Genomic DNA, 16621 nt, shown 5'->3' on the forward strand with positions numbered 1-16621 from the left:
TCAATGCTGGCAGCGTGGACACCAGAAGGTGCTGCGCTGGCCATGCTTGCCGCTGACAATCGGCGTACCACAGGCACGGCACGGCTCACCGGCGCGACCATAAACCTGAAGCTCTTGCGCAAAGTAGCCGGGTTTACCGTCGGTTTGCAGGAAATCACGCAACGTGGTACCGCCCTGCTCAATCGAGCGTAGCAATACGGCTTTGATAGTGTTAACCAGCAGTTCCGCTTCCTCCTGACTCAAACTCATCGCGGAACGATCGGGCAAGATCCCGGCGGTAAACAGCGATTCGCTGGCATAAATATTCCCGACGCCCACCACCACTTTGTTATCCATCAGCCACTGTTTGATCACGGTGCGTTTACCGCGTGACTTTTCAAACAGGTAGGCACCATCAAATTCGCTGCTGAGCGGCTCCGGGCCGAGATGCGCCAGCACGCTGCTGCCTGCGAGGTCATTGCTCCACAGCCATGCGCCAAAGCGACGTGGATCGGTGTAGCGCAGCACTTTGCCGTTGCTCATCACCAAATCGACGTGGTCATGTTTGGCGGCGGGTTGTTCGCCAGGTAACACGCGTAAGCTGCCGGACATGCCGAGATGAATGATGATCCAGCCGTGCGGCAGTTCGAGCAGCAGATATTTAGCGCGACGCTGCACGCTCAATACCGGTTGGTCGCTCAGTGCGTGGATTTCATGCGAGACCGGCCAGCGTAAGCGTGGATTGCGTACCACCGCATGCAGAATGGTGGCACCGACCATGTGGGGTTCGATACCGCGACGACTGGTTTCTACCTCAGGTAATTCAGGCATCTCATCTCCTCAACGAATCGCAGAAACAAAAAACCCGGCCGAAGCCGGGTTTTTCTCAGAACACTAAAATTACTTAATTTTAGCTTCTTTGTAGATCACGTGCTGACGTACAACCGGATCGAACTTTTTCAGTTCTAATTTCTCTGGTTTAGTACGCTTGTTCTTCGTGGTGGTATAGAAGTGACCTGTACCAGCAGAGGAAACCAGCTTGATCTTCTCACGAATACCTTTAGCCATGATTCAGTTCCTTAGTACTTCTCACCACGGGCGCGGATTTCGGTCAAAACCGTATCGATGCCCTTTTTATCAATAACACGCATACCTTTAGCAGATACACGCAGAGTAACGAAGCGCTTTTCGCTCTCAACCCAGAAACGGTGAGAGTGCAGGTTCGGCAGGAAACGGCGTTTCGTCGCGTTCATTGCGTGGGAACGGTTGTTACCCGTTACCGGACGCTTTCCAGTTACCTGGCAGACTCGTGACATTTCTATTCTCCAAAAATCAAATCAGCTCGAGCTTTAAAAACTAGGTTTTGGCCGCCTCGTCAGGCCTTAGCCCGCCCAGGCGAGTTCCATGTGAACCCGCTAAGCTGGCCCAAACGCCAAACCCGAGATTCTCAAAGGTGGCGTAGTATACGCCGCTCAGCCCGAGTGCTCAAGTCCCGAACAGATAAAGATCCCTCTGGATCGCGCAAAAATGCCCTATTTCTGTTCACTTGAATCGATGAATTACAGCCAACCGCGCTCAGCGAAAGAGGTAAACTCGCCGTGACCGATCACCAAATGATCAAGTAAACGTATATTGAGCAGGGCGCACGCTTGCGCTACTTTCCCCGTAATATCACGATCGGCCCGGCTGGGTTCAGCAATTCCCGAAGGGTGATTGTGCGCCAGAATCACTGCCGCCGCGTTAAGCTTGAGTGCTTCGCGCACGATTTCGCGCGGATGTACCTCCACGCTGGCAATCGACCCCGAAAACATCTTCTGCGCCTGCAGGACACGATGCTGATTATCCAAAAACAGCGCCATAAATACTTCGCGCTCCTGATGCGCCAGCACGCTCTGCAGGTAATGGCGCGTCACCTGCGGATTCTCCATAACATTTTCTCGTGCCAGCTGGCTGGCAAAAAAGCGTCTTCCCAACTCCGCTATCGCATACAGCTGCGTCATCTTGGCGCTGCCCACGCCTTTAATCTGACAAAGTTCCTCTTTACTGGCGCTCATAATGCGGTACAACGAGCCAAACTCGTTCAGCATCTGCTGCGCCAAAAGCAGCACACTGGTGCCGGTGACGCCGGTGCGCAAAAAAATGGCCAGCAGCTCGGCATCGCTCAGCACTTCTGCGCCCAATAACATCAGTTTTTCCCGTGGTGCCAGTTCCATCATGACCTTATCCTCCCTGCGTTGCGGCGATTCTGCGCGTCAGCCACCGTCAACGCCAGCACGCGATTATTGATTTCAGAGCCGGCTCGCAAAGGCCGCAGGCAGGGAAAAGGCGCGCTGCGGGTTTTGTGATAAAGTTGCCTGCATCTGCCGACATTGACGCGGCAATCTGTATTGAGGCGAAGAACATGATGGGATTAGCCGGAAAGAAAATTCTGCTGGGCGTGAGCGGCGGCATTGCCGCTTATAAAGCGCCGGAGCTGGTGCGTCGGCTGCGCGATCGCGGTGCTGATGTACGCGTAATGATGACCGAAGCGGCCAAAGCGTTTATTACGCCGCTGAGCCTACAGGCGGTTTCCGGTTATCCGGTATTTGATGATTTGCTCGACCCGGCCGCAGAAGCGGCGATGGGCCATATTGAACTGGCAAAATGGGCCGACTTAATTGTGCTGGCGCCTGCAACTGCCGACCTGATTGCTCGCGTTACGGCTGGTATGGCGAACGATTTAGTCACCACCGCGTGCCTGGCAAGCGCAGCGCCCGTCGCCATCGTCCCGGCCATGAACCAGCAGATGTATCGCGCATCGATAACCCAAGAGAATCTGCAACGTCTGCATCAGCGCGGCGTGCTGATTTGGGGGCCAGACAGCGGCAGCCAGGCGTGCGGCGATATTGGGCCTGGCCGTATGCTCGATCCGCTGGCGATTGTGGCGCACGCGCTGGAATGGGCTGCGCCCGTCAACGATCTGCAACATCTCAACATTATGATCACCGCCGGCCCCACTCGCGAAGCGCTGGACCCGGTGCGTTATATCAGCAATCACAGCTCGGGTAAGATGGGCTTTGCGATTGCCGCGGCCGCGGCAAAACGCGGTGCGAAGGTGACGCTGGTTGCCGGTCCGGTGGCGCTGCCAACGCCAGCTGGCGTGCAACGCGTGGACGTCGACAGCGCGCTGGAGATGGAAGCGGCGGTGATGGCACAAATCCAGCAACAACATATTTTCATTGCCAGCGCAGCCGTGGCAGACTACCGGGCGGCTACCATTGCCGCAGAGAAAATCAAAAAACAGGGTGGCGACGATAACGTCACGCTGCAGTTGGTGAAGAACCCGGATATTGTCGCAGGCGTAGCGGCGTTGCAGGCACATCGCCCTTATGTTGTGGGGTTTGCTGCCGAAACCCAGAATGTGGAAGAATACGCGCGGCAAAAACGGGTGCGAAAAAACCTGGATCTGATTTGTGCTAACGATGTGGCGCAGGCGGGTCAGGGCTTCAATAGCGACACCAATGCTCTTCACCTTTTTTGGCAGGAAGGAGAAAAAGTCTTACCGCTCAGTGATAAGACGCTCCTTGGCCAACAATTAATAGACGAGATTGTCAGCCGTTATGATGAAAAAAATCGACGTTAAAATTCTTGATGCACGTGTGGGCAATGAATTTCCGCTGCCAACTTATGCAACCTCTGGTTCTGCAGGTCTCGATTTACGCGCCTGCCTTGATGGCGCGCTGGAAATCGCACCGGGCATGACCACGCTGGTACCAACAGGCCTGGCGATTCACATTGCCGATCCAAGCCTGGCTGCCGTGATATTGCCGCGCTCCGGTCTCGGCCATAAGCATGGCATCGTGCTCGGCAACCTGGTGGGTTTGATCGACTCCGATTATCAGGGTCAGCTCATGGTTTCGGTCTGGAACCGCGGTCAGGACAGCTTCACGCTGCAGCCCGGCGACCGCTTAGCACAGCTGGTCTTCGTGCCGGTCGTTCAGGCCGAATTTAATCTGGTGGAAGATTTTGACACCAGCGATCGCGGCGCAGGCGGCTTCGGTCACTCAGGCCGTCAGTAACACGCAACACTTTTTGCTTAGCCATCTTTTTATTTCTTGTCGCCACAGGCCGCTTTGCTTGTGGCAGATGAGGCAGTATTGCCTGTTTTTGGTGAATTTCAGGGGTGTTGAAGGTCATGGCAGAAAAAAAAGTCGCGAAACGGAACCGTCGCGAAGAGATTTTGCAGGCGCTAGCGCAGATGCTGGAGTCGGGCGATGGCAGTCAGCGCATCACCACCGCGAAGCTGGCAGCCAATGTAGGCGTTTCGGAAGCGGCGCTGTATCGCCACTTTCCCAGCAAAACGCGCATGTTCGACAGCCTGATCGAATTTATTGAAGACAGTCTGATTACCCGCATCAATCTGATCCTGAAAGATGAAAAAGAGACGCTGACGCGACTGCGTTTAATCGTGCAGCTGATTCTGGGATTTGGTGAGCGTAATCCGGGGCTGACGCGTATTTTGACCGGCCATGCACTGATGTTTGAACAGGATCGCCTGCAAGGGCGTATCAATCAATTGTTTGAACGCATTGAAGTGCAGCTGCGCCAGGTGATGCGTGAAAAGAAAATGCGCGATGGCGAAGGTTTCCAGAACGACGAAACGCTGCTGGCGAGCCAGTTACTGGCATTTTGTGAGGGATTGTTGTCGCGCTATGTGCGCTCCGAGTTCCGCTTCCGTCCGACCGCAGATTTCGAGAGCCGCTGGCCGCTGATGGCCGCGCAGTTGGTTTAAAATAGCAGGTCAGCATGAATGCCGACCCTACAGCGTAGGGTTGCCATTCATGGCAACCTCATTACACATCGCGCAATTGCCCGGTCGTTAAATCCCGTACTCTTTGCGATAGGCGCGCACTTTCGCCAGATGATCCGCCATCTCCGGCTTTTCTTCCAGATAATCAATCAGCTCAGCGAGCGTAATAATTGCAGTGACTTTGCACTTATAGTCGCGTTCCACTTCCTGAATCGCCGAAATATCGCTGCGTCCACGCTCCTGACGATCCAGCGAAATCAACACACCGGCTAACGTAGCGTTGTGCGCACTGATAATATCCATTGATTCACGAATCGCGGTGCCAGCGGTGATCACGTCATCCACCAGCATCACTTTGCCTTGCAGTGGGCTGCCCACCAGTAAGCCGCCTTCGCCGTGATCTTTGGCTTCTTTGCGGTTAAAGCAATAAGGCACGTCGCGCTCATGATGATCGGCCAGCGCCACCGCGGTAGTGGTGGCAATCGGGATGCCTTTATAAGCCGGGCCGAACAGAAGGTCGAAATCGACGCCGCCATCCACCAGCGCCTGCGCATAGAAACGGCCCAGCAGCGCTAAATCGCGACCGGTATTAAACAGTCCAGCGTTAAAGAAATAGGGACTTTTACGACCCGACTTCAGGGTGAACTCACCAAACTTCAGCACCCCTTTGTTCAGGGCGAATTCAATAAACTGACGCTGCCAGGCTTTCATTTCTTACTCCTCAAATAAAGAAAAGGCGACTCTATGGTCGCCTGTTACATCAATTATTTAGCGCTGCTTTCTGCGCCTGAATCAACTGCTCAATGCCACCTCGCGCCAGCGCCAGCAGCTGCAGTAACTCGTCGTGGCTGAACGGCTCACCTTCTGCGGTGCCCTGCACCTCAATCATGCGACCGTCTTCGGTCATCACAACGTTCATGTCAGTTTCGGCTGCGGCATCTTCGACATATTCCAAATCGCACAGCGCTTCAGCGCCCACGATACCGACGGAAATCGCCGCCACCATGCCTTTCAACGGGCTGGCTTTCAGCTTGCCAGCGGCAACCAGCGCATTCAACGCATCGGCCAGCGCCACGCAGGCACCGGTAATGGATGCGGTGCGCGTGCCGCCATCCGCCTGAATGACGTCGCAATCCAGCGTGATGGTAAATTCACCCAGTGCTTCCAAATCTACTGCCGCGCGCAGTGAACGGGCGATCAGGCGCTGAATCTCCAGCGTACGTCCGCCTTGTTTACCCTTGGCCGCTTCACGCGGCATACGGCTGTGAGTGGAACGTGGCAGCATGCCATATTCAGCGGTAATCCAGCCTTGACCTTTGCCTTTGAGGAAACGTGGCACGCTCTCTTCGACGGTTGCGGTGCACAGCACTTTGGTTTCGCCGAACTCAACGAGCACTGAGCCTTCTGCATGTTTAGTGTAGTGACGCGTAATAGTGACGGGACGTGTTTCAGATGCACTACGGCCTGCTGGACGCATGGTTTCTCTCCGGCTTGCTTAGGTTTGGCTGCGCATTATACGGACTTCGTGCGCGGCTGTCCCGCCCACGATCGGCACAATTCCGGATGAGTGGGCGCAATAAAAGAGAGTGACTTTTTAAAATGCGACGCATACCAGTGAATCAACTCGCATCACTGATTGCTGGTCAAAGCGCTTTTTGTAGATATCACGCAATGTGTTGATGCTGTCAGAACTGATGCGATCCGGGTTGTGAATCAACATCAACGTTTTACTGTGATCCGTTGCTCGCTTAGCGTGCTCGCCCGGCCGCTGCACATCAGATACTGATAATCCTTCTTTAAAGCGCGGCGTGACATCATTATCGATAAACTGCTGCCATTCCAGAGCGCTAATGGTGCTGCCATCGGGTTTATTGATGCCAAACCACAGCGTAGTTTGCATCATGATCTCTCCCGCACCACACACTGCAACAGGCGCAGTATTCGGCGGAATCTGTTCAAACGAGGGTGAAGGTGTCTGACATCCAGCCAGCAGTAACGTCAATAAAGCAAGCAGAGTCGCAGAGCGCAACATCACAATCATCCTTATAAGCGAACCAGCGATAAGCATAAGTGCCTGTTGCTAAAAGCGGTAATTTTTTGTTATTCAAGCTTATGTACGCTTATGCCTGTTAGCGTCGAGCCGGCCTCGCTATACTTCACCCAACATTTCTGAAAATGAGAAGACGATTATGATCCGCAGTATGACCGCTTACGCCCGCCGCGAAGCCAAAGGCCACTGGGGCAGCGCCGCCTGGGAACTTCGTTCTGTTAACCAGCGTTATCTGGAAACTTACATCCGTCTGCCGGAGCAATTTCGTGGTCTGGAGCCGGTAATCCGCGAGCGCATCCGTAATCGCCTGACGCGCGGTAAAATCGAGTGCAATCTGCGTTACGACGCTGATGCCAGCGCGCAAGGCGAACTGCAGCTGAATGAATCGCTGGCTAAACAGCTGGTGCAGGCTGCCAATTGGGTGAAGATGCAGAGCGATGAGGGCGCGATCAACCCGCTGGATATTCTGCGCTGGCCGGGCGTGATGTCCGCACAAGAGCAGGATTTAGACGCCATCAACGCCGAACTGCTGGTCGCGCTGGATGGCGCGTTAGATGACTTTATCGAAGCGCGTGAAAGTGAAGGTACTGCGCTGAAGGCGATGATTGAACAGCGCCTGGAAGGCGTATCGCATGAGGTCAGCAAAGTACGCGCGCAAATGCCAGAAGTGATTAAGTGGCAGCGTGAGCGTCTGGTGACCAAGCTGGAAGAAGCCGAAGTACAGCTGGAAAATAATCGCCTTGAGCAGGAACTGGTGATGATGGCGCAGCGCACCGATGTATCGGAAGAGCTGGATCGTCTGGATGCGCACGTGAAAGAAACCTACAACATCCTGAAAAAGAAAGAAGCCGTTGGCCGCCGCCTCGACTTTATGATGCAGGAGTTCAACCGCGAGTCGAACACGCTGGCTTCAAAATCGATTAACGCAGAGATCACCGCATCAGCGATCGAACTGAAAGTGTTAATTGAACAGATGCGTGAGCAGATTCAGAATATCGAGTAATATGCTTTTCGAAAAGCCCGCACTACAGCGGGCTTCTTAAAGTAGGATTGGCTGGCTAAATCGTTGCCGTTTACGCACAAGCTACGCAAGCAAGAACTCTGTTTTTCACGGTTAGCGTTAAATAAGTGTCAGCAATCATAAAAAATCTTTTCAGAATTGACTTTGAGTGAGCCAATATCCCCGTTAAACCGTATTAAGGTCGGCCATTAACTCACTGATAGTAAAGAGAACTCCCTGCCAGATAGCCATTAACACACTAACAGTCGCTTTATCAATGAGTTCTCTTAATCTTAAAGATTGTGGAGATCGCGTTTCTTTGACGGCACTATTTGTTAATCTACTGGTCGTAATTAGAACAGTTGTACCGCCAGGAACTCATGGACTCTCTTCTTTGTGCGATACATTTTTCCCGACATGAAGGCGTTATGACGAAATCCAGGCAGTTCCGCTCAACTCTTCTGCATCCTCGCTATTGGTTTACCTGGTTTGGGCTAGGTGTTCTGTGGCTACTGGTGCAACTTCCCTATCCTATTCTGATCCGGCTTGGCGCTGGCGCGGGTAAATTGTCACGTCGTTTCCTGAAGCGCCGAGAGCGCATTACCCGCCGCAACATTGAGCTGTGCTTCCCCAATATTGATGAAGAGAAGAAAGAAGCGATGATCGCCGGCAACTTCGAATCGTTGGGTATGGCGCTGGCAGAAACCGGCATCGCCTGGTTCTGGTCTGACGCACGCGTGCGTCGTTATTTCAAAGTGAGCGGACTCGAAAACCTGCAGCATGCTCAAAGCCACCAGCGCGGTGTAATGGTTATCGGCGTGCATTTTATGTCGTTGGAGCTTGGCGGCCGCATTACGGGTTTATGTCAGCCGATGATGGCGATGTATCGTCCACACAATAATCAGGCGATGGAATGGGCGCAGACCAAAGGGCGCATGCGTTCAAATAAAGCGATGATTGACCGTCGTGATTTACGTGGCATGGTGCAGGCGCTGAAAAAAGGTGAGGCAGTGTGGTTCGCACCCGATCAGGACTACGGTCCAAAAGGCAGCGTGTTTGCCCCGCTGTTCGCCGTTAAACAAGCAGCGACCACCAATGGCACTTTTGTGCTCTCTCGACTGGCAAAACCCGCGATGCTGACCATCGTGTTGATTCGTAATCAGGATAAGAGCGGTTATCAGCTGATCATTCAGCCAGAACTGGAAAATTATCCCTATGAAGATGAGGCTGCTGCCGCTGCTTATATGAATCGTGTGATCGAGAAAGAGATTTTGCGCGCGCCTGACCAATATCTTTGGCTGCATCGCCGCTTTAAAACCCGTCCGCCGGGTGAAGCGTCCCTCTATATCTAATCCATTGAAGCAACAAGCCTTAGGCTAACGGCTGGCATTCTGTCGGGCATTGATGAATGATAGTCCGCACTGTGTAATCACCTGCGGACTATTATGATGGAACAGAATATTGAGGCTGGCTGGTTGCGGCTTCTGATTGCCGACCGACTTACCCCTTACCTTGAAATTGATGCGCCGCGCCTGCAGCGCAACCTGCATCAGATGCAGCAAAAAGCCGATGCCGCTGGCGTCGCATTGCGTCCTCATATCAAAACCCATAAAAGTGTCTGGATCGCTCAGCAGCAACGCGCGCTCGGCGCGCGTGGCATTACCGTTTCTAAGCCGAGCGAAGGCATCGCTTTTATTCAGGGTGGTGAACGCGATTTGCTGCTGGCTTATCCGATTGTGCATGCCGACACGCTGGCTGAACTGCTGGCGATTGCCACACAGCATCAGGCGCGTATTACCTGCATTGCCGATAGCGCGACTGGCGTCGCGGCGATTGCCGCTGCGCATCAGCGCCAGCCCGATTGCCAGCTGGCCTTGGCCATCAAGGTGGATGTTGGATTACATCGTGTCGGCATTGATCCGCATAGCGATGCTGCCATTTCGCTGGCGCAACAAATCCAGGCTGCTGGCCTCACTTTTGCCGGGCTGATTTCTCATGCCGGTCACGCTTATGGCGCGGGCAACGCTGTTGCGATTGCAGACGTTGCGTTACAGGAAATCGCACTGATGCGTGATGTGCAGCAGTGCCTAATCGCCGCCGGTTTTGCGCACTGCCCGATTTCTGTCGGTTCAACGCCAACGGCGTTGGCGGCCCCCGTGGCAGATGGCTGCGATGAAATCCGGCCAGGCAATTACGCGCTGCTGGATCTGACCGCATGGCGTCTGGGTCTCTGCTCGCCGGATGCACTGGCGCTGAGCGTGGTGACACGCGTGGTGGCCGTCAATCCGCATTTCGCCATTATTGATGCCGGTTCCAAAATGCTCAGCTCTGACAAAGGTCCGCATGGTACCAATGCCAGTGGTTTTGGCATTGCCGTGGATGAACAAGGCAATCACTATGAAGTGTTAAAACTGTCGGAAGAGCATGGCTTCCTGCAATACAGCGATCCAGCGCCACCCGTTGGTGCACTGATGCGTATCTTTCCTAACCATAGTTGCGCCGTGGTGGCGCAGTCCGATCGCTTCGTGCTGCGCCAGGCTGACGGCTCTGGCGAAGAACTGGATATTCAGGGGCGCGGCAAGTTTATCTGATTACAGCGGTTTCACGGAAATCGTTGTTGACCCACACTTCCATGACCGGGCCGTTTGCAGCCCGGTATCACCGTGCTTTAATGGCTTCTTGTTTGCTCATCAGGAGGTTCCATGCTGCCATCTCAGACCGTCACACTTACGGTTCCACGTAACTGGTTAGATTTGTATGAAACCATCTGGAAACCAGAATGCTTTGCCAAATGGGCCAGCGGACTCAGCACCCGCACGCTGACGCAGGAAGGTAACGGCTGGAAAGCCAAAGGTCCCGAGGGGACAGTGAAGATCCGCTTCACGCCCCATAATCCGTTTGGCGTGATGGATCACTGGATTGATACCGGAACCGGTAAAGAGATTTATATGCCAATGCGGGTGATTGCTAACGAGCAGGGCGCGGAGGTGGTGATGGTAGTTTATCGTCAGCCCTTCATGTCCGACGAGAAGTTTGCAGAGGATGTAGCATGGGTAAAACGCGACCTGGAGCAGCTACTTCATCTATTAACTCATTAGAATCAATGTATTATGCCATGAACATCTCTTTACCTCGTGCTGGAATCAATTTATAAAATTCGGTTTCTTTTTTGCACAGTAGCGTTTAACTATTTTGTTCAAAGCATGATGTATTTATCTGTTAATCACCAGTCCAGCTTATGCATCCTCAACAGGAAAGTTCCTGGTGAGGATGAGCAGAAAAAGGCTGAGCCACTCTGATTTATCGACGTTTTTTCTATTTTTATTACTCACTTCTTCATTAAGACGTCCGGAATGAAGAAAAGCACTAATAAATAGTGAATCTCTCGCCTTATATATTCTGATGCAAATTCTGAAACCATTTATTCCTGCGGTCTATTTATAGGAGTTTTCTGATGGTGTTAATTTAATTAAAACACGGTATAACTCTTTCACACACAGCAGTAACCATAATAACAACAGCAGGGAAATAACATGGATCGCTCAACCTATCCTTTGTTATCAGAAAAAGAATTTGTTGAGATTGCCAGGCGGATGCTGGCCGGGGAATATATAAACGCAAAGGGATTTTATAATGATCTTACGGATTTCCTCCGCACAGGAGGAGATACCAGTAAGACAACAACACCATTACGCGCCAGGGGCATCTTTTTAAATTCAGGACATCATCTAATTGAAAGCATCTTTACGTGGCAACACCTGAAAGGTATTTCAGGTCTGCGCCAGGAATCGTTGCATTGATGTGAACTGTGCTTTGGCTATGGCCAGAGTAAACCCTTAATTGCACTGGTACATGTACCATAACGAGCAGAGTATGGCGATAAAAGAAAAAAATCTGACCCATTCAAAATGGTCATTTTTGTCATCGATTAAAATCGTCGGCATTGGTGTTTTACAACTTTCTCTTCTGGCGCAAATACTTCAGGCTAATGAGCTTGATTTACTCGCCATTGCTATTGTGATGTTATTGATCATTGACACACTTGCCGATCGCGGATTTGGCAATGCGATTATCAGAAATAAAAACCTTAATAATAGCGATCTATCAATTCTATATTGGGGAAATGTATTAATTGGGCTGGCAATTTTTTCCGCATTATTTATTGGCAGTGATATTTCAAGCCGAGTAATGGAACAACCCGAAATGGCAGTAATGCTGGAAATGATTTCAGTTATATTCATCATCATTCCGCAGGGACAACATTATCGCGCCATATTACAGCGGGAAAACCAATTTTCGCGCATCGCTTTTGCAGAAGCTTCTTCTGTGCTGGTGGGATTAGGCATCACACTCTTTACCGTGTGGCTGACACCTTCAGTGCTATGCGCTATCTGGGGTTACCTTGCCATGGTATCCATTAGAATGCTGATCTACTGCTATTACGGTCGTTCCTGGTTCCAGCCAGAATACCGTTTTAGCCTGAAAAGTTTCGCTAACGTGCGAGCAAGAAACGGATAATAAAAACAAGTCTGTATGGTGGGCTCTGGGCATCTGAAAAGATGCGTTCGCGTGCTGGTCGCCAGCACGCTTTTTTCTTTTTTAGGCTTCCAGCAACTCTTCCAGAGAGTTAACGTTGAGTTCACTTAACTTGCCGTTACGCTGCAAACGCAGCCAGCTGACCAGCATGCGTAACTCATCAATTACCATAAAGAGATCGGCCATATCATTCTTGCTTTTGATCTGCAGCCGCGCCAGCGCATTGAGCTTGTGTGCATTCACCGTTTTATGACTGATACCCAAGCGAACACCTATTTGCTCCGTGCTGTAACCCCACGCCATCATCAGTAACACCCGTAACTGACGATCAGGAAGCAAAATATCAGCGCCTTCTAATAACTGAATCTGCGCATGGGTGTTGATACAGGTGAGTAAACGACTGGTAATCCTCTGGCATGAGGATTTTAAGTCCAGAATACTGAGCGAAGGCAGGTAGCGACTGAGCGCATGCATTAACGGCAACAAACGTCGTGTTAGCACCATGATCTGCATCGTAGGGAATTGTTGTTGCAAAGCGTAAAGCACCTTTAAGGTGCCCGCCAACGGCATATTTTCATGAAAGATACATACCAGCAGCCGTGGTTTGAGTTTTTCACACTGAGCTATCACGGTGCTGAGCGACCACAACTCATGTATCTGACTCACGGCAGGTAGCGTAGCCAAAATACTTTCCAGCCCTAGCGCCGCCAGTTTGTCAGAGGAAAAAAAGAGTATGTCTTCGTTACGAATTTTCATGCCTGTCCAATAGTTGCTTCGTCTAAAGCCAATGAGTAATAAGCCCGGTTGAGCAGGCAGTAATCACTTACGACACAAATAGGAATGAACTTAAGAAGAGAGGTTTTACGCTATTTCGCATCATTTATACTTATGCGAAATCCTTGGCAAAAGCTGATTTATCCCTCCAATTAAGCCTGTTAGCATGCACGCCATTATAACGGCTAATCCGATGACGTTTTATTTAGAAAATCTCAGTGGTCTACACTCTGAAAAATCCTTAGCCTTGCCGCCAATCTGTTGGAGTGCTCAATGTTATTAACCGTTCTCTATATTATTGGTATTACTGCCGAAGCCATGACCGGCGCGCTGGCGGCGGGACGTCGTAAAATGGACCTGTTTGGCGTGATTATCATCGCCTCAGTGACCGCCATTGGCGGCGGTTCGGTGCGTGACATCTTGCTGGGCCATTACCCACTTAGCTGGGTCAAAAATCCTGAATACATCATGATCGTGGCCGCCGCCGCGGTTGTGACTACTTTTGTTGCACCGCTGATGACGCATCTGCGCAAAGTGTTTCTGGTGCTGGATGCGTTGGGTTTGGTGGTTTTCTCCATTATTGGTGCTCAGGTTGCGCTGGACAGCGGGCACGCCGCCATCATCGCCGCCATCGCCGCCGTGATCACCGGCGTTTTTGGCGGGGTGTTACGCGACATGTTCTGCAACCGCATTCCGCTGGTGTTCCAGAAAGAGCTGTACGCCGGTATCGCTTTCGCCTCGGGCTGGATGTATATCCTGCTGTTGAAAACGCCGCTGGCCCATGAAGCGGTGGTGATCATCACGCTACTGTTCGGCTTCTTCGCTCGCTTGCTAGCGCTGCGTTTCCGCCTCGGTTTGCCGATCTTCAACTATCCCCACCCTGAACATTGAGTCAGCAGCAGGAATATCCTGCTGTTGCAGAAAATGAATCAATTGCTGCAGGCTCGCATCCTGCAGCATCATCACAATCCTCTGTGCCAAAACGTTACCGATACCGGGCAACTGCTGCCAGCTTTCCGCCGTTCGCGCCATTAGCTGCGACCACTGCGTATCCGGGAGCGCCTGCAGTGCCGTGCGCGGTAACGGCAAGCCAAGCGCACTCACCCAGCGCCGCAGCGGCTGCTGTCGCGTCAGGTTAAAGCGGTGCCAGACGAGTTGGGCTCGTGCAGACGTAATGCCGTTGGCCTGCGCAATCTGATCTGGCGTCAGCGTCAGCCAGGAAAAGAGATGGCTGATAACGCTACTATCCAGAAGGCGCTGCCAGCTACTGCGCTGTACACCCGCAATATCGAGCACCGATTTCTGGCTTAACCAGCTGAGGCGAGACAAAAACTGCGCCCGGCAATCGGCGCTAAAGTGCAGACAGGTTAAGCCGTGGAATTCACCATCCTGAGGCGATGGTGGATAATCGCGCTGCACGACGCGCCAAATCACCCGTTCCAGCCGGGGAATACCTAATCCCGCTAGCGTGAGCGTCACTTCATCACCCGCGATCACATCCAGTTCGCGCCAGCGTCGCAGTGAGCCAATATTGACCCGCCGTACCGTTTTGTCATCGAGTTGTACCGGAATCAGATTCAGTACGACGGCGATCTTGCCTGTGCGTCCTACATTGAAATCGACAGAGAGCACTTCACTACTGACTTCCGCCGGCTGATATTTCCATGCCGCTGACCAATGGCCCTGACCGGGCTGCCAGTCGCGCCCTGCGCTGGCAGGTGATTGATGGATCACCACGCCATCGGTGACAAACGGCAGCGATTCACGGAACCAGCGATCGCGCCATATCGCAATCTCCTCTTCATTACTCACCTGACGACTCCAGCTCTGTGCGAGTCCAAAGCCCCATTGTGTTAGTTGTGTCAGACGATCGGACATCGACGCCGGACCATCCGGCCACGCCCAAATAAATATACCAAGTCGCTCAAGAAGCGGGCTGGTGTCGTGCCGCATCATCGCTCCGGCAACTTGGGCACGTGCATTTTTCCCCCCATCACGCGCCTGTTGATGATCGGTCATTTGTAGAAATAGCTCACCTTGCAGCACCACGTTTTCGCGCAGCGTATCAATAACTTGTGGAATGGCAGGAATATGCGGTGATTTGGCCAGCCACTCCTCACCACGCAAACCATCGCCCCGGCTGATTAATGACACCAACCGACCTTGCCGATACACCAAGGTGACAGCGACGCCATCGACTTTGGGCTGTAACCACAGCGCAGATTTATCCTGCATCCAGTACGCCACTGCCAGCTTATCGCGCAGTTTGCGCACGCCGGTATGCGCCACCGGATGATGTGTACTGCCATCGGTGGTGAGTCGCGCATCGTAGGTCATCTGCGATGGGGTGAAACAGCGTTGCCACTGCTGTAATCGCTGTTGCAGGCTGTCGTAATCGGCATCGGTCACACGATTGGTACCTTGCCGGTAATACGCGTCATCCCATTGCCGTAGCTGGGTTTGCAGCTGTTCGATTTCCTGCCCCGCGCGCACTGGCGACCAGTTCGGGCACAGCGCTACGGCCCAGCAACCCATGCTGAATAAGCAACACAATAGACTCAGGCATCCTTTCATCTTCGCTCTCCTTTTTCGCTATTGGAAAGCGCAGCACAGGCATTTACCAGCCATGAAAATCGCGCGCTGGAAGCAGATTCCAGACATTAAATCGCTGTTGCAGTCTGCTACATCAGCCTCTGGCGCGGCTTCACAGAAAAAAGAATTGCCTCAGCCAAGCGGCAAACGCTGCGTGACATCCCCAAGCCGTGTATACTGTGCAGGAAATCGACTCCGCTCTTTACTCAATTCAAGATAACCATGGCTCAAGGCACGCTTTATATAATTTCCGCCCCCAGCGGCGCGGGTAAATCCAGCCTGATTCAGGCGCTGTTAAAGACACAACCGCTGTACGATACGCAGGTGTCTATTTCTCATACCACCCGTGGCGTGCGTCCCGGTGAAGCTCATGGTGAGCACTACTTTTTCGTCTCTAAGTCCGAATTCGAGACCATGATTGCAGCAGACGACTTCCTCGAGCATGCGGAAGTGTTTGGCAATTATTACGGTACGTCACGCGCTGCGATTGAGCAGGTGCTGGCGACCGGCGTTGACGTATTCCTGGATATCGACTGGCAAGGTGCGCAGCAGATTCGCAAGAAAATGCCTGCCGCGCGCAGCATCTTTGTGTTGCCGCCTTCTACCGAAGAGTTGGATCGTCGCCTGCGTGGCCGCGGTCAGGACAGCGAAGAGGTGATTGCCCGTCGTATGCAACAGGCCGTGGCGGAAATGAGCCACTACGCCGAGTATGACTATTTAATTGTTAATGATGATTTCGATCTGGCGCTGTCAGATCTGAAAACCATTATCCGCGCAGAACGTCTGCGTATGGGTCGCCAAAAATCGCGACATGATGCTTTAATCAGCAAACTATTGGCAGTCTGAATTCACTTTCAGTATTATGCCCAGTCATTTCTTCATCATCTGTGGAGTAGCACAC

General features: G+C 52.4%; 20 protein-coding genes. 11 read left to right on the forward strand and 9 right to left on the reverse strand.

From position 1 onward, the window contains the following. The 4 genes from mutM to radC form a co-directional block, all read right to left on the reverse strand. Positions 1–810 carry a bifunctional DNA-formamidopyrimidine glycosylase/DNA-(apurinic or apyrimidinic site) lyase gene (mutM, locus tag ACRQ84_RS14875; RefSeq protein ID WP_008109739.1) on the reverse strand — a complete coding sequence of 270 codons (810 nt, stop codon included), beginning with the start codon at positions 808–810 and terminating at the stop codon, positions 1–3. A 69-nt stretch (positions 811–879) separates the two neighbouring features. After that, positions 880–1047 (reverse strand): 50S ribosomal protein L33, encoded by a 168-nt coding sequence (gene rpmG / locus ACRQ84_RS14880; RefSeq protein ID WP_001051798.1) that lies wholly within the window; start codon positions 1045–1047, stop codon positions 880–882. A gap of 11 nt (positions 1048–1058) precedes the next feature. Continuing rightward, complete coding sequence (gene rpmB, locus ACRQ84_RS14885; protein ID WP_007885297.1) at positions 1059–1295, reverse strand: 50S ribosomal protein L28; 237 nt, start codon at positions 1293–1295, stop codon at positions 1059–1061. Between the two features lie 243 nt (positions 1296–1538). Beyond that, the gene (radC, locus tag ACRQ84_RS14890; RefSeq protein WP_064741533.1) at positions 1539–2195 is read right to left on the reverse strand and encodes a RadC family protein; all 657 of its coding nucleotides are present in this window, start codon (positions 2193–2195) and stop codon (positions 1539–1541) included. Positions 2196–2380: 185 nt separating this feature from the next. On the opposite strand from radC, the gene coaBC reads away from it, so the two are divergent. The 3 genes from coaBC (at position 2381) to slmA (ending at position 4750) form a co-directional block, all read left to right on the forward strand. Continuing rightward, positions 2381–3601 (forward strand): bifunctional phosphopantothenoylcysteine decarboxylase/phosphopantothenate--cysteine ligase CoaBC, encoded by a 1221-nt coding sequence (coaBC, locus tag ACRQ84_RS14895; RefSeq protein WP_483817932.1) that lies wholly within the window; start codon positions 2381–2383, stop codon positions 3599–3601. After that, on the forward strand, positions 3579–4037 hold the full coding sequence (gene dut / locus ACRQ84_RS14900; RefSeq protein ID WP_483816463.1) for a dUTP diphosphatase: 459 nt from the start codon (positions 3579–3581) through the stop codon (positions 4035–4037). The genes coaBC and dut overlap by 23 nt, the downstream gene beginning before the upstream one ends. 116 nt (positions 4038–4153) lie before the next feature. Continuing rightward, the gene (gene slmA / locus ACRQ84_RS14905; RefSeq protein ID WP_008109747.1) at positions 4154–4750 is read left to right on the forward strand and encodes a nucleoid occlusion factor SlmA; all 597 of its coding nucleotides are present in this window, start codon (positions 4154–4156) and stop codon (positions 4748–4750) included. 87 nt (positions 4751–4837) lie between these two features. On the opposite strand, the gene pyrE is transcribed toward slmA, so the two are convergent. From pyrE to ACRQ84_RS14920, 3 genes are all read right to left on the reverse strand, one after another. Next, complete coding sequence (gene pyrE, locus ACRQ84_RS14910) at positions 4838–5479, reverse strand: orotate phosphoribosyltransferase (protein WP_008109749.1); 642 nt, start codon at positions 5477–5479, stop codon at positions 4838–4840. 49 nt (positions 5480–5528) lie between these two features. Continuing rightward, positions 5529–6245, reverse strand: coding sequence for a ribonuclease PH (gene rph / locus ACRQ84_RS14915; RefSeq protein WP_064741536.1), 717 nt, complete (start codon positions 6243–6245; stop codon positions 5529–5531). Positions 6246–6362: 117 nt separating this feature from the next. Further along, on the reverse strand, positions 6363–6671 hold the full coding sequence (locus tag ACRQ84_RS14920; RefSeq protein WP_483816464.1) for a DUF3574 domain-containing protein: 309 nt from the start codon (positions 6669–6671) through the stop codon (positions 6363–6365). A 286-nt stretch (positions 6672–6957) separates the two neighbouring features. Here ACRQ84_RS14920 and ACRQ84_RS14925 point away from each other — a divergent pair, with 286 nt between their 5' ends. From ACRQ84_RS14925 to ACRQ84_RS14950, 6 genes are all read left to right on the forward strand, one after another. Continuing rightward, positions 6958–7821, forward strand: coding sequence for a YicC/YloC family endoribonuclease (locus ACRQ84_RS14925; protein WP_064741538.1), 864 nt, complete (start codon positions 6958–6960; stop codon positions 7819–7821). A gap of 425 nt (positions 7822–8246) precedes the next feature. Beyond that, positions 8247–9170 carry a kdo(2)-lipid IV(A) palmitoleoyltransferase gene (gene lpxP, locus ACRQ84_RS14930; protein ID WP_483816465.1) on the forward strand — a complete coding sequence of 308 codons (924 nt, stop codon included), beginning with the start codon at positions 8247–8249 and terminating at the stop codon, positions 9168–9170. Positions 9171–9263: 93 nt separating this feature from the next. After that, positions 9264–10409 (forward strand): alanine racemase, encoded by a 1146-nt coding sequence (locus tag ACRQ84_RS14935; RefSeq protein WP_483816466.1) that lies wholly within the window; start codon positions 9264–9266, stop codon positions 10407–10409. A gap of 111 nt (positions 10410–10520) precedes the next feature. Then, positions 10521–10916 (forward strand): hypothetical protein, encoded by a 396-nt coding sequence (locus ACRQ84_RS14940; RefSeq protein ID WP_064741541.1) that lies wholly within the window; start codon positions 10521–10523, stop codon positions 10914–10916. A gap of 435 nt (positions 10917–11351) precedes the next feature. Further along, entirely contained in the window at positions 11352–11618 is a 267-nt protein-coding gene (locus ACRQ84_RS14945; RefSeq protein ID WP_064741542.1) for a phosphoribosylaminoimidazole carboxylase, read from the forward strand. A 73-nt stretch (positions 11619–11691) separates the two neighbouring features. Next, positions 11692–12336, forward strand: coding sequence for an oligosaccharide flippase family protein (locus tag ACRQ84_RS14950; protein WP_064741573.1), 645 nt, complete (start codon positions 11692–11694; stop codon positions 12334–12336). Between the two features lie 81 nt (positions 12337–12417). Here ACRQ84_RS14950 and ACRQ84_RS14955 read toward each other — a convergent pair whose 3' ends face one another. Next, a complete protein-coding gene (locus tag ACRQ84_RS14955; protein WP_064741543.1) occupies positions 12418–13110 on the reverse strand; it encodes a response regulator transcription factor in 693 nt (230 codons plus the stop codon). 291 nt (positions 13111–13401) lie between these two features. Here ACRQ84_RS14955 and ACRQ84_RS14960 point away from each other — a divergent pair, with 291 nt between their 5' ends. Beyond that, positions 13402–14019 carry a trimeric intracellular cation channel family protein gene (locus tag ACRQ84_RS14960; protein ID WP_064741544.1) on the forward strand — a complete coding sequence of 206 codons (618 nt, stop codon included), beginning with the start codon at positions 13402–13404 and terminating at the stop codon, positions 14017–14019. Here ACRQ84_RS14960 and ligB read toward each other — a convergent pair. After that, positions 13960–15702 carry an NAD-dependent DNA ligase LigB gene (gene ligB, locus ACRQ84_RS14965; protein ID WP_483816467.1) on the reverse strand — a complete coding sequence of 581 codons (1743 nt, stop codon included), beginning with the start codon at positions 15700–15702 and terminating at the stop codon, positions 13960–13962. The two genes, ACRQ84_RS14960 and ligB, sit on opposite strands and share 60 nt — an antisense overlap. Positions 15703–15942: 240 nt before the next feature. On the opposite strand from ligB, the gene gmk reads away from it, so the two are divergent. After that, the gene (gmk, locus tag ACRQ84_RS14970) at positions 15943–16566 is read left to right on the forward strand and encodes a guanylate kinase (protein ID WP_064741546.1); all 624 of its coding nucleotides are present in this window, start codon (positions 15943–15945) and stop codon (positions 16564–16566) included. The last annotated feature ends 55 nt before the right edge of the window (positions 16567–16621 follow it).

It is taken from the genome of Pantoea sp. E2023-21, from assembly GCF_051302795.1.
Classification (GTDB): Bacteria; Pseudomonadota; Gammaproteobacteria; order Enterobacterales; family Enterobacteriaceae; genus Pantoea; species Pantoea ludwigii_A.

Bases quoted from the DNA above. Each gene is read 5' to 3' on its own strand.
- mutM (WP_008109739.1), bottom strand. From the start codon at position 810: ATGCCTGAATTACCTGAGGTAGAAACCAGTCGTCGCGGTATCGAACCC.
- rpmG (WP_001051798.1), bottom strand. From the start codon at position 1,047: ATGGCTAAAGGTATTCGTGAGAAGATCAAGCTGGTTTCCTCTGCTGGT.
- rpmB (WP_007885297.1), bottom strand. From the start codon at position 1,295: ATGTCACGAGTCTGCCAGGTAACTGGAAAGCGTCCGGTAACGGGTAAC.
- radC (WP_064741533.1), bottom strand. From the start codon at position 2,195: ATGATGGAACTGGCACCACGGGAAAAACTGATGTTATTGGGCGCAGAA.
- coaBC (WP_483817932.1), top strand. From the start codon at position 2,381: ATGATGGGATTAGCCGGAAAGAAAATTCTGCTGGGCGTGAGCGGCGGC.
- dut (WP_483816463.1), top strand. From the start codon at position 3,579: ATGATGAAAAAAATCGACGTTAAAATTCTTGATGCACGTGTGGGCAAT.
- slmA (WP_008109747.1), top strand. From the start codon at position 4,154: ATGGCAGAAAAAAAAGTCGCGAAACGGAACCGTCGCGAAGAGATTTTG.
- pyrE (WP_008109749.1), bottom strand. From the start codon at position 5,479: ATGAAAGCCTGGCAGCGTCAGTTTATTGAATTCGCCCTGAACAAAGGG.
- rph (WP_064741536.1), bottom strand. From the start codon at position 6,245: ATGCGTCCAGCAGGCCGTAGTGCATCTGAAACACGTCCCGTCACTATT.
- ACRQ84_RS14920 (WP_483816464.1), bottom strand. From the start codon at position 6,671: ATGATGCAAACTACGCTGTGGTTTGGCATCAATAAACCCGATGGCAGC.
- ACRQ84_RS14925 (WP_064741538.1), top strand. From the start codon at position 6,958: ATGATCCGCAGTATGACCGCTTACGCCCGCCGCGAAGCCAAAGGCCAC.
- lpxP (WP_483816465.1), top strand. From the start codon at position 8,247: ATGACGAAATCCAGGCAGTTCCGCTCAACTCTTCTGCATCCTCGCTAT.
- ACRQ84_RS14935 (WP_483816466.1), top strand. From the start codon at position 9,264: ATGATGGAACAGAATATTGAGGCTGGCTGGTTGCGGCTTCTGATTGCC.
- ACRQ84_RS14940 (WP_064741541.1), top strand. From the start codon at position 10,521: ATGCTGCCATCTCAGACCGTCACACTTACGGTTCCACGTAACTGGTTA.
- ACRQ84_RS14945 (WP_064741542.1), top strand. From the start codon at position 11,352: ATGGATCGCTCAACCTATCCTTTGTTATCAGAAAAAGAATTTGTTGAG.
- ACRQ84_RS14950 (WP_064741573.1), top strand. From the start codon at position 11,692: ATGGCGATAAAAGAAAAAAATCTGACCCATTCAAAATGGTCATTTTTG.
- ACRQ84_RS14955 (WP_064741543.1), bottom strand. From the start codon at position 13,110: ATGAAAATTCGTAACGAAGACATACTCTTTTTTTCCTCTGACAAACTG.
- ACRQ84_RS14960 (WP_064741544.1), top strand. From the start codon at position 13,402: ATGTTATTAACCGTTCTCTATATTATTGGTATTACTGCCGAAGCCATG.
- ligB (WP_483816467.1), bottom strand. From the start codon at position 15,702: ATGAAAGGATGCCTGAGTCTATTGTGTTGCTTATTCAGCATGGGTTGC.
- gmk (WP_064741546.1), top strand. From the start codon at position 15,943: ATGGCTCAAGGCACGCTTTATATAATTTCCGCCCCCAGCGGCGCGGGT.